Genomic DNA, 17,533 nt, shown 5'->3' on the forward strand with positions numbered 1-17,533 from the left:
GGCGCGGCGGCGTGTCGTCGATCGGTCAAATGTCCGATTAGCGGCCATACTCGCCCAAGCGCGCCCCGAACCCTTGCGACACAAGGGCGAGGGGCGTGTTTGGGCTTGTCAGTCCTAGGGCGTACGGTAGCCCTGCACGGGGCAGGCGTGTCCGACAAGTACGGAACGTCCCCCTGGTCTTCCGGCGAGTCGTCCCGACCGCCGCCCGCGCCCGGTCCGCCGGAGCCGACGGAGCGTCACACCTCCAACGGGCGGGCATTGTTCGGGTGGCCCGGCCGGGGCCCGATTGGCTTTCTCGGGGCCGGTCGGGGCAGGATTCGTTCCCAGGCAAGCGGGCGGGCCTTCGACGGCTCCGGCGTGCGGCATCGGGTGCGGACCCGGCCTGCGACCACGCATTGCCTGCATGAGCACAGTGTGCGGACCTGCGGCCCATCCGGGTGCCCCCCGGTGGGAGCACCGATGGGCCCCCGCACACCGCAAGCGAACAGACCACAGGAGTACACATGAACCGCAGTGAGCTGGTGGCCGCGCTGTCCGAGCGCGCCGAGGTGACCCGCAAGGACGCCGACGCCGTTCTGGCCGCCTTCGCCGAGATCGTCGGCGAGGTCGTCGCCAAGGGCGACGAGAAGGTCACCATCCCCGGTTTCCTGACCTTCGAGCGCACCCACCGCGCTGCCCGCACCGCCCGCAACCCGCAGACCGGTGAGCCGATCCAGATCGCGGCCGGCTACAGCGCCAAGGTGAGCGCCGGCTCCAAGCTGAAGGAAGCCGCCAAGGGCGCCTGAACCACCCCTTGAACGCCCGAGAGGCCGGGCTCCCCGCTGGGGAGCCCGGCCTCTCGCCGTATGGCCCGGTCGTCAGGCGTCGACCAGCTGCTCGCTGGGGAGCTCCACGTGGGCGCCCAGGTCGCGCAGCTTCTCCATGAAGTTCTCGTAGCCGCGGTTGATCAGGTCGATGCCGTGCACGGTCGAGGTGCCCTCGGCCGCCAGCGCCGCGATCAGGTACGAGAAGCCGCCGCGCAGGTCCGGGATGACCAGCTCGGCGCCGATCAGCTTGGACGGGCCGGAGACGACCGCGGAGTGCAGGAAGTTGCGCGCGCCGAAGCGGCACGGGGTGGCGCCCAGGCATTCGCGGTACAGCTGGATGTGCGCACCCATCTGGTTGAGCGCGCCGGTGAAGCCCAGGCGCGACTCGTACACCGTCTCGTGCACGATGGAGAGCCCGGTGGCCTGGGTCAGCGCGACCACCAGCGGCTGCTGCCAGTCGGTCTGGAAGCCCGGGTGCACGTCGGTCTCCAGGGCGATCGCCTTGAGCTCGCCGCCCGGGTGCCAGAAGCGGATGCCCTCGTCGTCCACCTCGAAGGCGCCGCCGACCTTCCGGAAGGTGTTGAGGAAGGTCATCATCTCCAGCTGGCGGGCGCCGCGGACGTAGATGTCGCCCTTGGTGGCGAGCGCCGCACAGGCCCAGGAAGCGGCCTCCAGGCGGTCCGGCAGGGCGCGGTGGGTGTAGCCGCCCAGCTCGTCCACACCGGTGATCAGGATGGTGCGGTCGGTGCCCAGGGTGATGATCGCGCCCATCTTCTGCAGCACGCAGATCAGGTCGACGATCTCCGGCTCGATGGCCGCGTTGCGCAGCTCGGTGACGCCCTCGGCGAGGACGGCGGTGAGCAGCACCTGCTCGGTCGCGCCGACCGAGGGGTAGGGCAGCTCGATCTTGGTGCCGCGCAGCCGCTGCGGGGCGACCAGGTAGGTGCCCTGCGGGTGCTTCTCGATCGTGGCGCCGAACTGGCGCAGCACCTCGAAGTGGAAGTCGACCGGGCGGCCGCCGATGTCGCAGCCGCCCAGGCCCGGGATGAAGGCGTGGCCGAGGCGGTGCAGCAGCGGGCCGCAGAACAGGATCGGGATCCGTGAGGAGCCGGCGTGCGCGTCGATGTCGGCCACATTGGCGCTCTCGACGTGCGAGGGGTCGAGGATCAGCTCGCCGTCCTCGTCACCGGTGCGCACGGTCACACCGTGCAGCTGCAGCAGGCCGCGGACCACCTTGACGTCGCGGATGTCCGGGACGTTGCGCAGTCTGCTGGGGCCCTGGCCGAGGAGGGCGGCGACCATGGCCTTGGGGACCAGGTTCTTCGCACCGCGGACGCGGATCTCGCCTTCGAGCGGGTTTCCGCCGTGGACCAGCAGGACGTCGTCGGTCATCGTTCTCGCAATCCGGGGTGCCAGAGGAGTGGGACGGGCTCCGGTTCGGAGCCACGGGTGGACCGGTGGTACGGGCGTACGGGCGCGTTCGGGCCCCCGGAGAATCCGAGTCGGCACCGTAGAGGGGCGTCCACCATCCGTAGATGGTAGTGGGCGTCCCGATGGTTCCCGCGAGCCTCTCCCGTGATGGTGCTCTCTCCCGGGTCCCGCCCGCCCGCCGGTGCGGCCGTACGGGTGTTCGTTCGGCGTGGCGGGGTTTCGGGTGTTGCGGTGTCCGACCGGTGCCGTTCTGCGGGATCATGTGTGGCATGACGGCGGCCCATTCGCACGGAGGCCGGTCCCACACCGGCCGTCTGCTCGTCGCGACGCCCCTGCTCACCGATCCGAACTTCGCGCGGGCGGTGGTGCTCCTCCTCGACCACGACGCCGAGGGGGCGCTCGGTGTGGTCCTCAACCGGCCGACGCCGGTCGAGGTGGGCAGTGTGCTGGACGGCTGGGGCAGACTCGTCGGGCAGCCGGCGGTGGTGTTCCAGGGCGGGCCGGTGGCGCTGGACTCGGCGCTGGGCCTGGCCGTCGCGCCGGGGGAGCCGGGCACCGGCGAGCCGCTGGGCTGGCGGCGGGTGCACGGCGCGATCGGTCTGGTGGACCTGGAGGCGCCGCCCGAGGTGCTGGCCGGCGAACTGGGGAGCCTGCGGATCTTCGCCGGGTACGCCGGCTGGTCGCCGGGCCAGCTGGAGGCCGAGCTGGAGAGCGGCGCCTGGTACCTGGTGGACTGTGAGCCCGGCGACATCTCCAGCCCCGAGCCGGAGCGGCTGTGGCGCTCGGTGCTGCGCCGCCAGCGCGGGCCGCTGGCGCTGCTGGCGACCTACCCGGACGACCCGATGCTGAACTGAACTCCGTACGGATGTGCGGGCCCGTCCGCACGACACTGGCCCGGTTTCCGGAGGCCCCCATAGACTTGTCACCTATGAGCACTCTTGAGCCCGAGCGCGGCCTCGGCACCGGCACCCTGGTCGAGCCCGTCCCGCAGGTGTCCAACGGGGACGGCGACCACGAGCGCTTCGCGCACTACGTCCAGAAGGACAAGATCATGGAGAGCGCGCTCTCCGGATCCCCGGTGGTCGCGCTCTGCGGCAAGGTGTGGGTGCCCGGGCGCGACCCGAAGAAGTACCCGGTCTGCCCGATGTGCAAGGAGATCTACGACGGCATCGGCAAGCCGCAGGGCGGCGACGGCGACAAGTAGCCCCCGGCCGCCCCGGTTCCGGCGAACGCCGTGCAGCGCCGTTTCGCACAGCACCGCGTTTCCGTAGTGGTCTGTGCCGATCGTTCCGGGCGTGGGCAGGACGTCGGAACGGACCTCGTTCCCGCACCTTCGCGTGCCGTCCGCCGCCCGGACGAGGACTTCCCGCTCGATGCCGCGACCACGCCGACCGCCCCGCCCGGGTCGGCCGACGTCGAGCACCGGCCGCGCGGCGCGCTGTCCGCCGCCGCCGGGCTGCCGTTCGGCCCGGGCCGGCCGGGCGCGGGGATCGAGCGGGTGCGGGACGACCGGCCGGCCGCCGAGGCGTACCGGATCGCGGTGCGCCCCGGCCACGCCGTCATCGGCACCCGGGCCGACCTGTGGAGCGAGTTCACGGACAGCGCCCGGGACATCGGCTACCGGGCCTTCCCCCGGCTGGTCGCCTTCGCCGAGGTCGCCTGGTCCGACCTGCCCGCCGAGCCGGCCGAGCGCGACTTCGCGGGCTTCGAGCAGCGGCCGGCCGTCCACCTCGGGGTATTGGACGCGCTCGGCGTGGAGTACCGCCCGGCGGACGGCCCGCACCCCTGGGACGGCCCGCACTTCTGGCAGCGCCGGCCGGGAGTGGTCGGCCGGCCGATCGGCGGACCGCCGCCGGTGCGGTGATCGCCGCCCCGTCGCGAAGCGGGGAGTGCGGGAACTTATGGGTGGTCATCTGACGTCAAGAACAGATGAACATCTGCCCAGGCCCGGCCCGGGTCGGGGCAGATACCGCCCGGTATCCGTCCCAAACGGGCAGTCCCGTTCACCGGTCCCGAAATGATCATCGAGCATTGTGTGCCAGAGTTGCCCAACCCGGCCCGATCGCCCGTACCCTACGGGCCAGGCCGGGCTGCTGACGCGGACAGTACGGCCAGGGCCGCGGGCGGCAGGCGATCGATGAGCAAGTGGAGCACGGTGGGACCCAGGTGAACCGGACGATCATGCTGCCGGCCTCGCTCGACGAGGCCGTCGACGCGCTGGCCGCCGCCCCGGCCGCGGTACCGGTGGCCGGGGCCACCGACCTCATGGAGGCCGTCAACGCCGGACGGCTGCGCCCCGCCGCCCTGGTCGGCCTCGGCCGGATCACCGAACTGCGCGGCTGGCGCTACGAGGACGGCGGCACCGCCGTCCTGGGCGCCGGACTCACCCACGCCCGGATGGACCGCCCCGACTTCGCCGCGCTCATCCCCGCGCTCGCCGACGCCGCCCGTACCGCCGGCCCGCCGCAGGTCCGCAACGTCGGCACCCTCGGCGGCAACATCGTCACCGCCGCCCCGGCCGGCGACACCCTCCCCGTGCTCGCCGCACTGGAGGCCAGCGTCACCCTGGCCCGGGCCGGCGCCAGCCGCGAGGTGCCGGTCAGCCACCTGCTCACCGGCCTCGACCCGGTGCGCCCGGGCGAACTGCTCACCTGGGTGCGGGTCCCGCTGCTGCACGCGCCGCAGGTCTTCCTCAAGGCCACCGGACGCAGCGGCCCGGCCCGCGCCACCGCCTCCGTCGCGCTCGTCCTCGACCCGGCCCGGCGCGCCGTGCGCTGCGCCGTCGGAGCCGTCGCCCCGGTGCCGCTGCGCCCGCTGGAGGCCGAGGCCTGGGTGGCCGGCTGCATCGACTGGGACGGCAGCCGGGAGATCGACCCGGCCGCCACCGCCGCCTTCGGCGAGTACGTGGCCGCCGCCTGCGTCCCCGACAACTACGGCGCCGAGGGTGCGTGGGAGGCCGTGACCGAGGGGCCGACGGCGGCCGCCGTTCGGCTGCGGCGTACCGTATCGGTGCTGGCCCGACGGGCACTGGGAAGGGCGCTGAAGTGACCACAGACCCCATCGAGACCCTCGACGCCGACCCGCTCGGCCTCACCCCGCAGGTCACCCGCGAGTTGCGCCCGTGCGCCTCCTACACGCTGCGGGTCAACGGTTTCGAACGACCCGTCACCGACGCCTGGATCGGCGAGAGCCTGCTCTACGTGCTGCGCGAGCGGCTCGGCCTGGCCGGCGCCAAGGACGGTTGCGAGCAGGGCGAGTGCGGCGCCTGCTCGGTGCAGGTGGACGGCCAGCTGGTGGCCGGCTGCCTGGTGCCCGCCGCGCTGGCCGCCGACAGCGAGATCAACACCGTCGAGGGCCTGTCGGCCGGCGGCGGCGCGAGCGACGTCCAGCAGGCGCTGGCCGCCTCCGGCGCCGTCCAGTGCGGCTACTGCACCCCCGGTATGGCGATGGCCGTGCACGACCTGCTCCAGCGCAACCACCGGCCCACCGAGGTCGAGGCCCGGCAGGCGTTGTGCGGCAACCTCTGCCGCTGCACCGGCTACCGCGGCGTGCTGGCCGCCGTCCAGACCGTCGCGGACGCCCGCGCGCTGGAGGCCGAGGAGACGGAGGAGGCCGCCGCGGCCGCCGCCGAGGAGGCCGTCGCCGAGCAGCCCGCCGTGGAGACCCCGGTCGAGGTGCGGGCCGAGGCGTCGGTCGGGCAGCCCGCCGCCGTCGAGCCGGAGCCGACCGTCGAGCCGCCGGTCTACACCGACGCCGAGGCCTGGATCGAGCACACCCCGCAGCCGGTCCCCGAGTCGGCGCCCGGCCAGGCCGTGCCCGACCCCGGGTACGGTGACGGCGGTTACGACACCGGCGGTTACGACACCGGCGTGTACGACACCTCCGCGCTGACCGCGATGCACCCCGGTATTCCCGCCCAGGCCACCGACGACCAGGTCTACTACCCGCCGCAGGGCTACCCCGAGCAGCCCTACCAGGCCACCCCCGCACACGGCACCTACGTGCCGGCGGCCGGCTACCCGGACGACCACCAGCCGCAGCACGGCTACGACACCGGCTACGACGCCCCGGTCTACCAGGCCACCCCCGCGCACGGCACCCCGCTGCCCGCCGCCGTCTACGACGGCACGTTCCCGCACGACACCCCGTACGCCGACCCGCACGGTGCCCCGGCCGAGGGCGGTGCCCCGGCCGGCGTCCCGTACACCGCCACGCCCGCCCACGGCATCCGCCTCACCGAGGACGACCACGCATCATGACGTCGCCTACCGACATCGGCGCAGCAATCCAGCAGGACGGCGGCGAGGGCGGCGCGCCGGAGCCGTTCGGCCTGGGCAGCTCCCCGCTGCGCAGCGACGCGCTGCCCAAGGCGCTCGGCATCTACCCGTACGCGGCCGACCTGTGGGCCGAGGGGCTGCTCTGGGGCGCGGTGCTGCGTTCGCCGCACCCGCACGCCCGGATCCGCGGCATCGACACCTCGGCCGCGCTCGCCCTGCCCGGCGTGCACGCCGTGGTCACCGCCGAGGACCTGCCGCCCGGTCCGGACGGCACCCCGGACGGCGCCCCGGCCGGCCCGATCGTCGCCGACCGGCCGGTGCTGGCCGCCGGCGTGGTGCGCCACCACGGCGAGCCGGTCGCCGCGGTCGCCGCCGACCACCCGGACACCGCCCGGCTGGCGGTCGGCCTGATCGCGGTCGACTACGAGCCGCTGGAGGCCGTGACCGACCCCGAGCAGTCCTTCACCGCGCCGCCGCTGCACCCGGACGGCAACCTGTTCCGCCACCTGCCGCTGCGCGCCGGGGACCCGGACGCGGTCGGCGAGATCATCGTCGAGGGCCTCTACCAGGTCGGTCGGCAGGACCCGGCCCCGCTCGGCGCCGAGGCCGGGCTGGCCGTGCCGCGCCCGGACGGCGGCGTCGAGCTGCACCTGTCCTCCACCGACCCGCACGGCGACCGCGACCGCACCGCCGCCTGCCTGGGCCTGGAGCCCGACCGGGTCCGGCTGGTGGTCACCGGCGTGCCCGGCGCCACCACCGACCGCGAGGACCTCGGCTTCCAGGTCACCCTGGCGCTGCTGGCGCTGCGCACCGGCCGCCCGGTGAAGATGACGCTGACCCGCGAGGAGTCGTTCCACACCCACGCCTCGCGCCACCCCGCGCTCCTGCGCTACCGCCACCACGCCGACGCCGAGGGCAACCTGGTGAAGGTCGAGGCGCAGATCCTGCTGGACGGCGGCGCCTACGCGGACGTCTCCGCCGAGGCGCTGGCCGCCGCGACGGCCTTCTCGGTCGGCCCGTACGTCTGCCCGAACGTGTTCGTGGACGCCTGGGCGGTGCGCACCAACAACCCGCCGGCCGGGCGGATGCGGGGCGAGGGCGCGCTGCAGGCCTGCTTCGCGTACGAGGCCCAGCTGGACCAGCTGGCCGCCCGGGTGGGCGTGGACCCGGTGGAGATCCGCCGCCGCAACGCGATGTCCACCGGCGACCCGATGCCCACCGGACAGGCCGTCACCTGCCCGGCGCCGGTGAAGGCGCTGCTGGACGCGGTGGCGGCCGAGCCGCTGCCGGCCCTGCCGGTGGACGACCCGGACGCCGAGTGGCTGCTGCCCGGCGGGCCCGGCGGTGCCGGGGACCCGGCGGCGGTGCGCCGCGGCATCGGCTACGCCGTCGGCATGGTGCACATGCTCGGCGCCGAGGGCGAGGACGAGGTCTCCACCGCCACCGTGCGGGTCAGCGGCGACCACGCCACGGTGATCTGCGCGGCCGTCGACGCCGGACAGGGCTTCGCCACGCTGGCCCGGCAGATCGTGCAGACCGTGCTGGGCGTCAGCGAGGTCTACATCGCGCCCGCCGACAGCGACCAGTCGATCGCCGGGCCCTCCGCCCGGGGCCGGCACACCTGGGTCTCCGGCGGCGCGGTCGAGCGGGCCGCGCTGATGGTCCGCCATCAGCTGCTGCAGCCGATCGCGGCCAACTTCGGGATGTCCGTGGAGCTGCTGCAGATCGCCGACGGCAAGATCACCTCCTACGACGGGGTGCTCGGCATGCCGGTCGCCGAGGCGCTGGAGGGCAAGGAGCTCTGGGCGACCGCGCAGTGCCGCCCGCACCCGACCGAGCCACTGGACGAGTCCGGGCAGGGCGACGCCTTCGTCTCCATCTCCTTCTGCGCGATGCGCGCGGTGGTGGACGTGGACATCGAGCTGGGGGCCGTCCGGGTGGTCGAGATGACCGTCGCCCAGGACGTCGGCCGGGCGCTGAACCCGCGGCAGATCGAGGACCGGATCGAGGCGGGCGTGGCCCAGGGCGTGGGCCTGGCGCTGATGGAGGACCTGCACACGGAGGGCGGGGTGCTGCGCAATCCCTCGCTCACCGGCTACCGGCTGCCCACCTCGCTGGACACCCCGGAGGTGCGGATCGCCGCGCTGCTGGAGGAGCGGGACGTGGTCGCCACCTTCGGTGCCAAGGCGGTCAGCGCCGTCCCCGCGGTGGTCGCCCCGGCGGCCGTCGCCGCAGCCGTCCGGGCCGCCACCGGCCTGCCGGTCGGCCGGCTGCCGATCCGCGCGGAGGACGCGGTCACGGCCTGAGCGTGGCCCGGGCGCGGCCCGAGCAGAAAAGCAGGAAAGCGGAATGCGGAATTGCCGGTCGACTTTCGGAGTCGACCGGCAATTCCCCTTTCCGAGGCCGTGGCGGGAATTGAACCCGCGTTCACCGCTTTGCAGACGGTCCCCTGAGCCACTCGGGCACACGGCCAGTGAATTCAGGATGGCGGAGCGCGGGAATGGGGTCAATGAAGTTTTGTAAATTCTGTATGGCAATGTGTGCTACCGTCGAGCAGGTGGCTGTTTTTCCCGCCACTCCGGACGAGCGCGTCGTACCCGGTGACGACAAGACGACGCAGTTCAGCGGCGATCCGGCCGCTGTGGACTGCGGAGGTGCGGCCGTCATGGCTTGGCTCGTTCTGATCGTCTCGGGTCTCCTGGAGACCGTCTGGGCGGTGGCCCTGGAATCGTCCAAGGGCTTCTCCCGCCTCGTTCCCGGCCTCGTGTTCGGCGTCGCTCTGCTGTTCAGCATGGGCGGGCTGGCGTACGCGATGCGCACCATCCCGATCGGCACCGGGTACACGGTCTGGGTCGGCATCGGCGCGGTCGGCACCGCGCTCTACGGCATGGCCGCCCTGGGGGACCCGGCGACCACGGCCCGGATCGGCTGCCTGCTGCTGATCGTCTCCGGCGTGGTGGGGCTCAAGGTGCTGCACTGAGCCCCGGTCCTACGTCCACGGACCCAGGAGATCACCGACTCGGGTCAGGGGTCACCGAGGCGGACGGCTCTTACGATGTCATGTATGAGCACTGCCTCCCCCACCTCCGTCGGCTCCACCTCCATACCCGACGGAACCGACCCCGGCGGCGGGGTCCTCAGCGGCCCCTACCGCGCGCTGACGTTGGGGATCGTGTCGGTGGTCCTGGTGATCGCCTTCGAGGCGACCGCCGTCAACACCGCGATGCCGACCGCGGCCCGCCAGCTGGACGGCCTCGGGCTGTACGCCTTCGCCTTCTCCGGCTACTTCACCACCACGCTGTTCGCGCTGGTCGTCTCCGGCCAGTGGTGCGACCGGCGCGGGCCGCTGCAGCCGCTGTTCACCGGCATCGCGGTGTTCGGCGTGGGCCTGGTGGTGGCCGGGACGGCGCCCGGCATGTGGGTGTTCGTGGCCGGGCGGGCGATCCAGGGCCTGGGCGGCGGGCTGGTGATCGTCGCGCTGTACGTGGTGGTCGGCCGGGCCTACCCGGAGCGGCTGCGGCCGGCGGTGTTCGCGGCCTTCTCCTCGGCCTGGGTGCTGCCCTCGATCATCGGGCCGCTGGTCTCCGGGACCGTCACCCAGCACCTCGGCTGGCGCTGGGTGTTCCTGTCGGTGCCGGTGCTGATCCTGCTGCCGCTGGCCGTGATGGGCCCGGCGTTGGCCCGGTCCGAACGGGAGCACCCGGTGCTCAAGGGCGCGGACTTCGACCGCCGCCGCACCCTGCTGGCCGCGATGGCCGCGGTCGGCGCCGGCCTGCTGCAGTACGCGGGGCAGCGGCGCGACCTGGTCGGGCTGCTCCCCGGGATCGCCGGGGCGGCGCTGCTGGTGCCGGCCGTCCTGGGGCTGCTGCCAGAGCGGACCCTGCGGGCCGGGCGCGGACTGCCGACCGTCATCCTGCTGCGCGGTCTGGCGGCCGGGGCGTTCCTCGGGGCCGAGGCCTTCGTCCCGCTGATGATGACCACCCAGCGCGGCCTCTCGCCGACGCTGTCCGGACTGACCCTGACCAGCGGCGGGCTCACCTGGGCCCTGGGCTCCTGGCTGCAGGGGCGGCCGGGGGCCGAGCGCTACCGCGAGGCGATGATCCGGGGTGGCTTCGTGCTGACCTCGGTGGCGATCGCGGGGGCCGCGCTGGTGCTGGTCCCGGCGGTGCCGGCCTGGGTGGCCTCGGTGGCCTGGGGCGTCGGCGGCATCGGGATGGGGCTGACGGTCGCGAGCGTCAGCGTGCTGATGATGAAGCTCTCCGCGCCGCAGGACGCCGGGGCCAACTCGGCCGCCCTGCAGATGAGCGACGCGCTGGGCAACGTGCTGCTGACGGGCCTGGCGGGGGTGCTGTTCGCGGCGCTGGGCGGTGGCTCGCTCGCCGCCGCCCACGAGGGCGCCGGGGCCGCCGGCTCGCCCGGCGCCTTCGCGGTGATCCTGCTGGTGATGGCCGGGGTGGCGCTGGTGGGGGCGCTGCTCTCCGGCCGGGTCCGCAGCCGCGCCTGACGGTCAGCCCACGGCGGCGGGGGAGGTGGCCGGCGGCGCCGCGGCCGGGGCGCCGAGGAAGTTCTCCCAGCCGCCGGCCGGGGACTGGCCCGGGGCGAGGCTCTGCAGCTTGCGCAGCACCGCCGGGTCCTGGGCGTCCAGCCAGTCCACCAGCTGGCGGAAGGAGACCAGCCGGACCTCCGGCTTGCCCGCGATGGCCGTGAGCGTGTCCTCGACGGCGTTCATGTAGATGCCGCCGTTCCACTCCTCGAAGTGGTTGCCGATGATGTACGGCGCCCGGTTGCCGTTGTACGTGCGGTCGAAGCCCATCAGGTAGGCGTCCCGGGCCTGGGCCTGGAAGCCCGGGTGGAGCGCCGGGTCGGCCTTGGTGTCGGGGCCGCACTGGTTGTACATGATGTTGTAGTCCATCGACAGCACCTGGAAGGTGTGTCCGGGGAAGGGGATGGCCTGCAGCGGGATGTCCCACAGCGCGCCGCCCTGGATCTTCTGCGGCCACACCTGGGTGCCGTTGCCGCTGCTGTCGTAGCGCCAGCCGCGCTTGACCGCGGTGGGCAGCAGGTTGCGCTGGCCCTCCAGGCAGGGGGTGCGGCTGCCGATCAGCTCGTTGCGGTAGTCGAAGGGCAGCGCCGGCAGGTCGGTGAAGCCGGTGTTGGTGCGCCAGTTCATCACGAAGTCCATCGCCTGCTGGATCTCGCTGTCCCACTCCTCGGAGGACCAGTTGCCGACGCCGGTGGAGCCGCAGAAGTGCCCGTTGAAGTGGGTGCCGATCTCGTGGCCCTCCAACCAGGCGGCGTGCACGTTCTCCAGGGTGTCGTGGATGTGCTGGTCGCTCAGGTAGCCGATCTCGGAGGCGCCGACCTGGTGCTGCGGCGGGCGGTACTGGTCCTTCTTGGACTCCGGCAGCAGGTAGAGGCCGCTGAGGAAGAAGGTCATCGAGGCGTCGTGTTCCCGGGCCAGCCGGCGGAAGCGGCCGAACAGGCCGTTGTCGAGCTCGCCGGCGCCGTCCCAGGAGAAGACCACGAACTGCGGCGGGCGCCGGCCGGGCCGGAGCCTCTCGGGGACGGGCTGGCGCGGCTGGACGCCGGTGTCGGAGGTGGAGCCGTCGCCGATCAGTACGGCCTGCGGCTTCTGCGGGACCGCGGCCGGGGTGGGGCCCGGCCTGCCGTCCGTCGGGGCGGCTCCGCCCGCCGCGTGCTCTCCGCCGCCGGACCGGTCGTTGCCGCAGCCGGCTGCCAGGGCCGCGACGGTGGCCGCTCCGGCGGCCAACAGGGTCCGGCGGGAGAGAGCGTCCATGGTCACTCCGTTCATGAGGCGTTCGGCAGGCGTACGGCGTGCGGAAGTCCGGTCGGACTGGAGGAGCGATAGAACCCGTGATCGGGTCAGCATGGCATGCGGGCTGGAACGGTCTCAGAGGCGCATCGATCGGTCGAAATCGATCGCCCGATTGACGCAACCGAACCGAAAGGCCGGGGCGTCGGTGCTGTTCGACAGGTCGTTCCACCGCACCCGCTCGCGGACCGGGCCCGTCACCCTCGGTGTCAGAAACCCCACTCGGCGCACGGACAAGGGCTGCAACCCTGCCGATCGGCGGGTGCGGATACGACCGTCGTGGGGACGTGCCCTAGGGTCCGATCCGATTGAATGAGTTCCCAGGAAACTCCCAGGAAGCGGGAATCCGATCGGCAGAGGGGAGCGCCCATGGGCGTCCAGCAGAGCAGGAGCCCCTGGCCGGGCACCCTGGCGGCGGGCGCCGCGCTGGTGCTCGGCGCCTGGCTGCTGCACGGCGGCGCGCCCGTGCTGCCGCCCGCCCCGCAGACCGGGCAGGCGCTGTCCGGCCTCGCGCCGGTCTCCGTCGTCCCGCCGCTCGGCCCGTCCGCCCCGACCCGGGTCCGCATCCCGGCCGTCCGCCTGGACGCCCCCGTCACCGAACTCGGCCTGGACTCCGACGGCCACCTGCAGGCCCCGCCCGAGGCGGACCGCAACCTCGCGGGCTGGTACCGCGGCGGCGCCACCCCGGGCCAGCGCGGCACCGCCATCCTGGCGGGCCACGTCGACAACAAGGCCGGGCCGGCCGTCTTCTACCATCTCGGATCGCTCCGTCGGGGCGACCGGGTCGAGATCGCCCGGGTGGACGGCGCCACCGCCGTCTACCAGCTGTACGCCATCGAAGTGCACGACCGAAAGGACTTCCCGGACGACCGGGTCTACCGCCAGGCCGCCGACGCGCAGCTGCGGGTGATCACCTGCGGCGGCGCGTACAGCGAGGAACACGGCTACGAGGGCAACGTCGTGGCCTACGGATTCCTGGCCGACACCACTCCTCCGGGCGAAGCCGCATGACCACGCTCACCCTCGCCTCCCGCTGGAACCCGATCGACTGGCCGCTCACCCACGGCCCGGTCCCGTACGCCGTGCTCGCCGTCGGCTGGGCGGCGCTCGCCCTGCTGACCCTCTCCCGGCACGAGCGCTGGCGCGCCCCGCGCATGCTCGGCGCCCTGCTCGCGGGCGCAGCGCTGACCGCCCTGGTGAAGGTCGCCGTCGACAGTTGGTGGCGCCCCTTCCCCGAGGGCACGCCGGACTTCGTGATGCGCTGGACAGCCGTCGCGCTGTTCGGCATATCCCTGCTCTGCTTCCGGGTGTCGCTGCTGTCCAACCGCCGTCGGCTGCTGGCGGTCGGCGGCGCCGCCCTGGTGGTGGTGATGGCCGCCTCGCAGATCAACCGGGGCTTCGACCAGTACCCGACCGCCCGGTCCATGCTGGCGCCGCGGACCGACGAACTGACCGAGGGCCGCGCGGCCGCCGTCGTGCGGGGCGCACCCGACCGGCCGCTCGCCGAGCTCTGGCACGCGCCGCCCGGCCTGCCCGACAAGGGCACCCTCTCCACCGTGACCATCCCCGGTACCAAGTCCGGCTTCTCCGCCCGGCCCGGGTACGTCTACCTGCCGCCCGCCTACCGGGCCAACCCCCGGCCGCTGCTGCCGGTCGTGGTGCTGCTGCCCGGCCAGCCCGGCGCCCCGGAGGACTGGGTCAACTCCGGTGGCATCCGGGACACCCTGGACGCCTTCGCCGCCGAGCACCAGGGCCTGGCGCCGATCGTGGTGGTCGCCGACGAGACCGGCGGCCAGTTCGCCAACCCGCTCTGCGTGGATTCGAAGATCGCCAAGTCGCAGACCTACCTGGCCGACGACATCCCGGACTGGATCCACCGCAACCTGCAGACCGCCACCGGCCGCGGCTCGCTCGCCATCGGCGGGCTCTCGCTCGGCGGGACCTGCTCGCTCCAACTGGCCCTCAACCGGCCGGACGTGTACGGCAGCTTCCTGGACATCTCCGGTCAGGAGGAACCGACCCTGGGCAGCCACGACGAGACCGTGTCCAAGGCCTTCGACGGTGACGAGAACGCGTTCGCCGCCGTCGACCCGTTGCACCTCATGGCCCGCAAGCAGTTCCCCGACACCGCCGGCATGTTCGTGGTCGGCGCCAGCGACCAGTGGTACCGGCCGGGCCAGGAGAAGGTGTACGGGGCGGCCCAGGCGGCCGGGATGAAGGTCGGCTACCAGACCATCACCGGCCAGCACAGCTGGGTGGTGTTCCGCCAGGCCTTCGAGCAGAACCTGCCCTGGCTCGCCCAGCGGACCGGACTGATCCGGTGACCCGCCTGAAGCGGCCGCGACGCTCCCCCGGCCTTCGGCCGGGAGGTACCCCCAGGGCACAAGCGCATCTCGCCGCGTTGTCGCCAGTCGCCGACGTCCCCCAGCCAGGAGGCCGGGAGGTGCCCCCACCGCACGGACTCTCCCCCAGCCCGGCGGCCGGGAGGTGCCCCCATCCTCCGCCTTGCGGTGCACACACCCGGACGCCGCGGTCCGATTCGACGACATCCGCCGGACAGGCCCCGGCGGCCCCGGCCGCCCCGCCGTCGACCGCCGAGCACGACCGCGGCGCCGACCTCGGCCCGGTCACCCGGACGGTGGAGCCGCGCCCGCAGCGGGTGCGGCGGGCGGCCCGGGTGCTCCGCGACCGGCTGCGCGCGGCGCCGCTGACCCTGGCGCTGCTGGCCGGGCTCTGGACGCTCGGCGCGGCCACCGGGAGCCTGGCCGCCGGGCCGTCCGAGCGGCTGCTCGGCCGTGCCGGCGTCGGCCTGCCCACGCTTGCCGAGGGCCGCTGGTGGACGCCGGTCACCTCGATGCTGTGGTGCTCGGGCATCGGCGCGTACGTCTTCACCAGTCTGCTGTTGCTCCTGGTCGGCCCGGCCGCCGAGCGGCGGCTCGGCCGGCCGCGCACCCTCGCGGTGCTGGTCGGCGGGCAGGTGGCCGGCACCCTGCTGGGCGCCGGGCTGGTCGAGTTCGGCTCCTCGGCGGGGGAGCAGTGGACCGGCGCGGTGGCCGACCAGATCTCGGTCGGGCCCGGCGTCGGCCTGTTCGCCCTGGCCGGGGTGCTCGGCTACCGGCTCACCGTGCTCTGGCGCCGCCGGCTGCACCTGCTGGTGCTGCTCGTCCCGCTGGTCATGACGCTGTACGTCGGCCACCTGCAGAGCGTCCAGCGCTGCGCCGCCGCGCTGGTCGGACTGGGCGTCGGCGCCCTGCTCAGCCGGGGCCGGCCGTACCTGCGCACCCCCCGCTCCTCGCACACCGAGACCCGGGTGCTGGTCGCGCTCTGCCTGGTCGCCGCCGCCTTCGGGCCGCTGATCGCCTCGCTGTACGACAACGCCAGCGGGCCGTTCAACACCTTCTCCGAGCTGTACTTCTCGCACCGGCTCAGCCCGGAGGAGGTGGCCGACTTCTGTGCGATGTCGGCCCACGACTGCGCCCGGGCGCACGCCGTCGAGCGGATCTTCGACACCCCGGGGCGGCTGATGGCCGCACTGTTCCCGGCGCTGCTGCTGGTGCTCGCCGAGGGGCTGCGCCGGGGGCTGCGGTTCGCCTGGCGGATCACCGTCGCCGCCGAGCTGCTCTGGGTGGCACTGCTGGCCTGGCTGTACCTGGACACCGGGCCGGCCAGCGGGGACATGGTGCAGTACTTCGTCGAGGCGATGCTGCTGCCGCTGCTGACCACCGGTCTGCTGCTGGCCACCCGGCAGCGGTTCCGGGTGCGGCTGTCCGGTCGGGCGGTGCGTCGGCTGGCCGTGGTGGTCGGCGGGGCCGCGCTGGTCTCCTCGGCCGCCTACGTGGGGCTCGGGCGCCTGGTGGCCCACCAGTTCGAGCCGGGGGCGACCGTCCGCCGGCTGATGCACGGACTGCCGGCCCAGTTCCTGCCGCCCGCGTACAACGACCTGACGCCGGACTACCCGATCGCGGTCGGGCCGGTGGCGCTGTTCCTGGAGACGTACTGCGGGCTGGCGTTCTGGGTGGTCACCCTGTGCGCGCTGCTGTCCGTCTTCCGCCGTCCGGTACTGCACACCGACGCGGCGGCCGCCGCCCGGGCCCGGGAGCTGCTCAGCGCGCACGGCGGCGGGACGCTGTCCTTCATCACGACCTGGGACGGCAACCACTACTGGTTCGACGAGCAGGGCCGCGCCGCCGTCGCCTACCGGCTGGTGGGCACCGTGGCGCTGACCACCGGCGATCCGTTCGGCGCGCCGGACGCGCGGGCGCGGGCGGTGGCCGGCTTCGCCCGGCACTGCGACGCCCGCGGCTGGACGCCGTGCTTCTACAGCGTCTCCGCCGAGACCAGGGCCGCCGCCGCCCAGCTGGGCTGGCGCTCGGTGCAGGTCGCCGAGGACACCGTGGTGCCGCTGCCCGAGCTGGCCTTCACCGGCCGCAAGTGGCAGGACATCCGCACCGCCCTCAACAAGGCCGGCAAGCAGGGCATCACCGCGGAGTGGTGGGCGTACCACGAGGCGCCGATCGCGCTGCGCGAGCAGATCCGGGCGATCTCCGAGGAGTGGGTCTCCGAGAAGGGCCTGCCCGAGATGGGCTTCACCCTCGGCGGGCTGGAGGAGCTGGACGACCCGGACGTACGGGTGCTGATCGCGGTGGACGAACAGCGCACGGTGCACGGGCTGACCAGCTGGATGCCGGTGTACGAGAACGGCGTGCCGGTCGGCTGGACGCTGGACTTCATGCGGCGGCGCTCGGACGGCTTCCGCGGCGTCAACGAGTTCCTGATCGCCTCGGCCGCGCTCGGCTTCAAGGGCGAGGGTGCGCGCTTCCTGTCCCTGTCGGGCGCGCCGCTGGCCCGCACCGGGCAGGACGAGGAGCCCTCCGGGCTGCAGCGGATGCTGGACTGGATGGGCAAGGTGCTGGAGCCGGTGTACGGCTTCCGCTCGCTGCTCGCGTTCAAGGCGAAGTTCCAGCCGGAGTACCGGCCGATGTACATGGCCTACCCCGACCCGGCCGCGCTGCCCGGCATCACCAGGGCGATCGGCAAGGCCTACCTGCCGCACCTGACGGCGGGGCAGGGCGTGCGGCTGATGCGCAAGCTGTCGGGCTAGCCCTTCCGGGTCCCGTAGCCCTTCCCGGGTCCCGTAGCCCTTCCCGGGCCCCGGACCCGGGATCGGCCGTGGCCGTGTCGGCCGC

General features: G+C 73.7%; 12 protein-coding genes, 1 tRNA gene, 2 pseudogenes and 1 riboswitch. Of the genes and pseudogenes, 12 read left to right on the forward strand and 3 right to left on the reverse strand.

The features are described 5' to 3' along the window. The first annotated feature begins 503 nt into the window (after positions 1–503). On the forward strand, positions 504–785 hold the full coding sequence (locus ABZW30_RS16685) for an HU family DNA-binding protein (protein WP_030059737.1): 282 nt from the start codon (positions 504–506) through the stop codon (positions 783–785). A gap of 72 nt (positions 786–857) precedes the next feature. Here ABZW30_RS16685 and murA read toward each other — a convergent pair whose 3' ends face one another. Next, positions 858–2,198: a UDP-N-acetylglucosamine 1-carboxyvinyltransferase gene (gene murA / locus ABZW30_RS16690; RefSeq protein WP_355671828.1), complete on the reverse strand. Its 1,341-nt coding sequence runs from the start codon at positions 2,196–2,198 to the stop codon at positions 858–860. A 308-nt stretch (positions 2,199–2,506) separates the two neighbouring features. Between murA and ABZW30_RS16695 the strand changes: the two genes are divergently transcribed. The 6 genes and pseudogenes from ABZW30_RS16695 (at position 2,507) to ABZW30_RS16720 (ending at position 8,820) form a co-directional block, all read left to right on the forward strand. Next, entirely contained in the window at positions 2,507–3,091 is a 585-nt protein-coding gene (locus ABZW30_RS16695; protein ID WP_355671829.1) for a YqgE/AlgH family protein, read from the forward strand. A gap of 74 nt (positions 3,092–3,165) precedes the next feature. Beyond that, positions 3,166–3,441 carry a DUF3039 domain-containing protein gene (locus ABZW30_RS16700; protein ID WP_153460824.1) on the forward strand — a complete coding sequence of 92 codons (276 nt, stop codon included), beginning with the start codon at positions 3,166–3,168 and terminating at the stop codon, positions 3,439–3,441. 354 nt (positions 3,442–3,795) lie between these two features. After that, positions 3,796–4,101, forward strand: a pseudogene (locus ABZW30_RS16705) (family 20 glycosylhydrolase); the annotation flags it as partial. Positions 4,102–4,418: 317 nt separating this feature from the next. Then, positions 4,419–5,285, forward strand: a complete 867-nt coding sequence (locus tag ABZW30_RS16710) for an FAD binding domain-containing protein (protein WP_355671945.1) — start codon at positions 4,419–4,421, stop codon at positions 5,283–5,285. Positions 5,286–5,362: 77 nt separating this feature from the next. Next, positions 5,363–5,809 (forward strand): annotated as a pseudogene (locus ABZW30_RS16715) ((2Fe-2S)-binding protein); the annotation flags it as partial. A gap of 683 nt (positions 5,810–6,492) precedes the next feature. After that, a complete protein-coding gene (locus ABZW30_RS16720) occupies positions 6,493–8,820 on the forward strand; it encodes a xanthine dehydrogenase family protein molybdopterin-binding subunit (protein ID WP_355671830.1) in 2,328 nt (775 codons plus the stop codon). Positions 8,821–8,914: 94 nt separating this feature from the next. Here the strand turns inward: ABZW30_RS16720 and ABZW30_RS16725 are convergent. Further along, positions 8,915–8,986: transfer RNA gene (locus tag ABZW30_RS16725), tRNA-Cys, on the reverse strand. 82 nt (positions 8,987–9,068) lie between these two features. Further along, positions 9,069–9,135, forward strand: a riboswitch (guanidine-III (ykkC-III) riboswitch). Between the two features lie 44 nt (positions 9,136–9,179). Between ABZW30_RS16725 and ABZW30_RS16730 the strand changes: the two genes are divergently transcribed. Both ABZW30_RS16730 and ABZW30_RS16735 read left to right on the forward strand, forming a co-directional pair. Continuing rightward, positions 9,180–9,494, forward strand: a complete 315-nt coding sequence (locus tag ABZW30_RS16730) for an SMR family transporter (protein WP_355671831.1) — start codon at positions 9,180–9,182, stop codon at positions 9,492–9,494. Positions 9,495–9,578: 84 nt separating this feature from the next. Then, on the forward strand, positions 9,579–11,018 hold the full coding sequence (locus tag ABZW30_RS16735) for an MFS transporter (RefSeq protein ID WP_355671832.1): 1,440 nt from the start codon (positions 9,579–9,581) through the stop codon (positions 11,016–11,018). A 3-nt stretch (positions 11,019–11,021) separates the two neighbouring features. On the opposite strand, the gene ABZW30_RS16740 is transcribed toward ABZW30_RS16735, so the two are convergent. After that, positions 11,022–12,311: a hypothetical protein gene (locus tag ABZW30_RS16740; RefSeq protein WP_355671833.1), complete on the reverse strand. Its 1,290-nt coding sequence runs from the start codon at positions 12,309–12,311 to the stop codon at positions 11,022–11,024. Positions 12,312–12,716: 405 nt separating this feature from the next. On the opposite strand from ABZW30_RS16740, the gene ABZW30_RS16745 reads away from it, so the two are divergent. The 3 genes from ABZW30_RS16745 (at position 12,717) to ABZW30_RS16755 (ending at position 17,448) form a co-directional block, all read left to right on the forward strand. Then, entirely contained in the window at positions 12,717–13,358 is a 642-nt protein-coding gene (locus ABZW30_RS16745) for a class F sortase (protein ID WP_355671834.1), read from the forward strand. Continuing rightward, on the forward strand, positions 13,355–14,671 hold the full coding sequence (locus ABZW30_RS16750; protein ID WP_355671835.1) for an alpha/beta hydrolase-fold protein: 1,317 nt from the start codon (positions 13,355–13,357) through the stop codon (positions 14,669–14,671). The genes ABZW30_RS16745 and ABZW30_RS16750 overlap by 4 nt, the downstream gene beginning before the upstream one ends. 314 nt (positions 14,672–14,985) lie before the next feature. Then, positions 14,986–17,448, forward strand: a complete 2,463-nt coding sequence (locus ABZW30_RS16755; RefSeq protein ID WP_355671836.1) for a rhomboid family intramembrane serine protease — start codon at positions 14,986–14,988, stop codon at positions 17,446–17,448. The last annotated feature ends 85 nt before the right edge of the window (positions 17,449–17,533 follow it).

Source organism: Kitasatospora sp. NPDC004669 (assembly GCF_040609455.1).
GTDB lineage: Bacteria > Actinomycetota > Actinomycetes > Streptomycetales > Streptomycetaceae > Kitasatospora.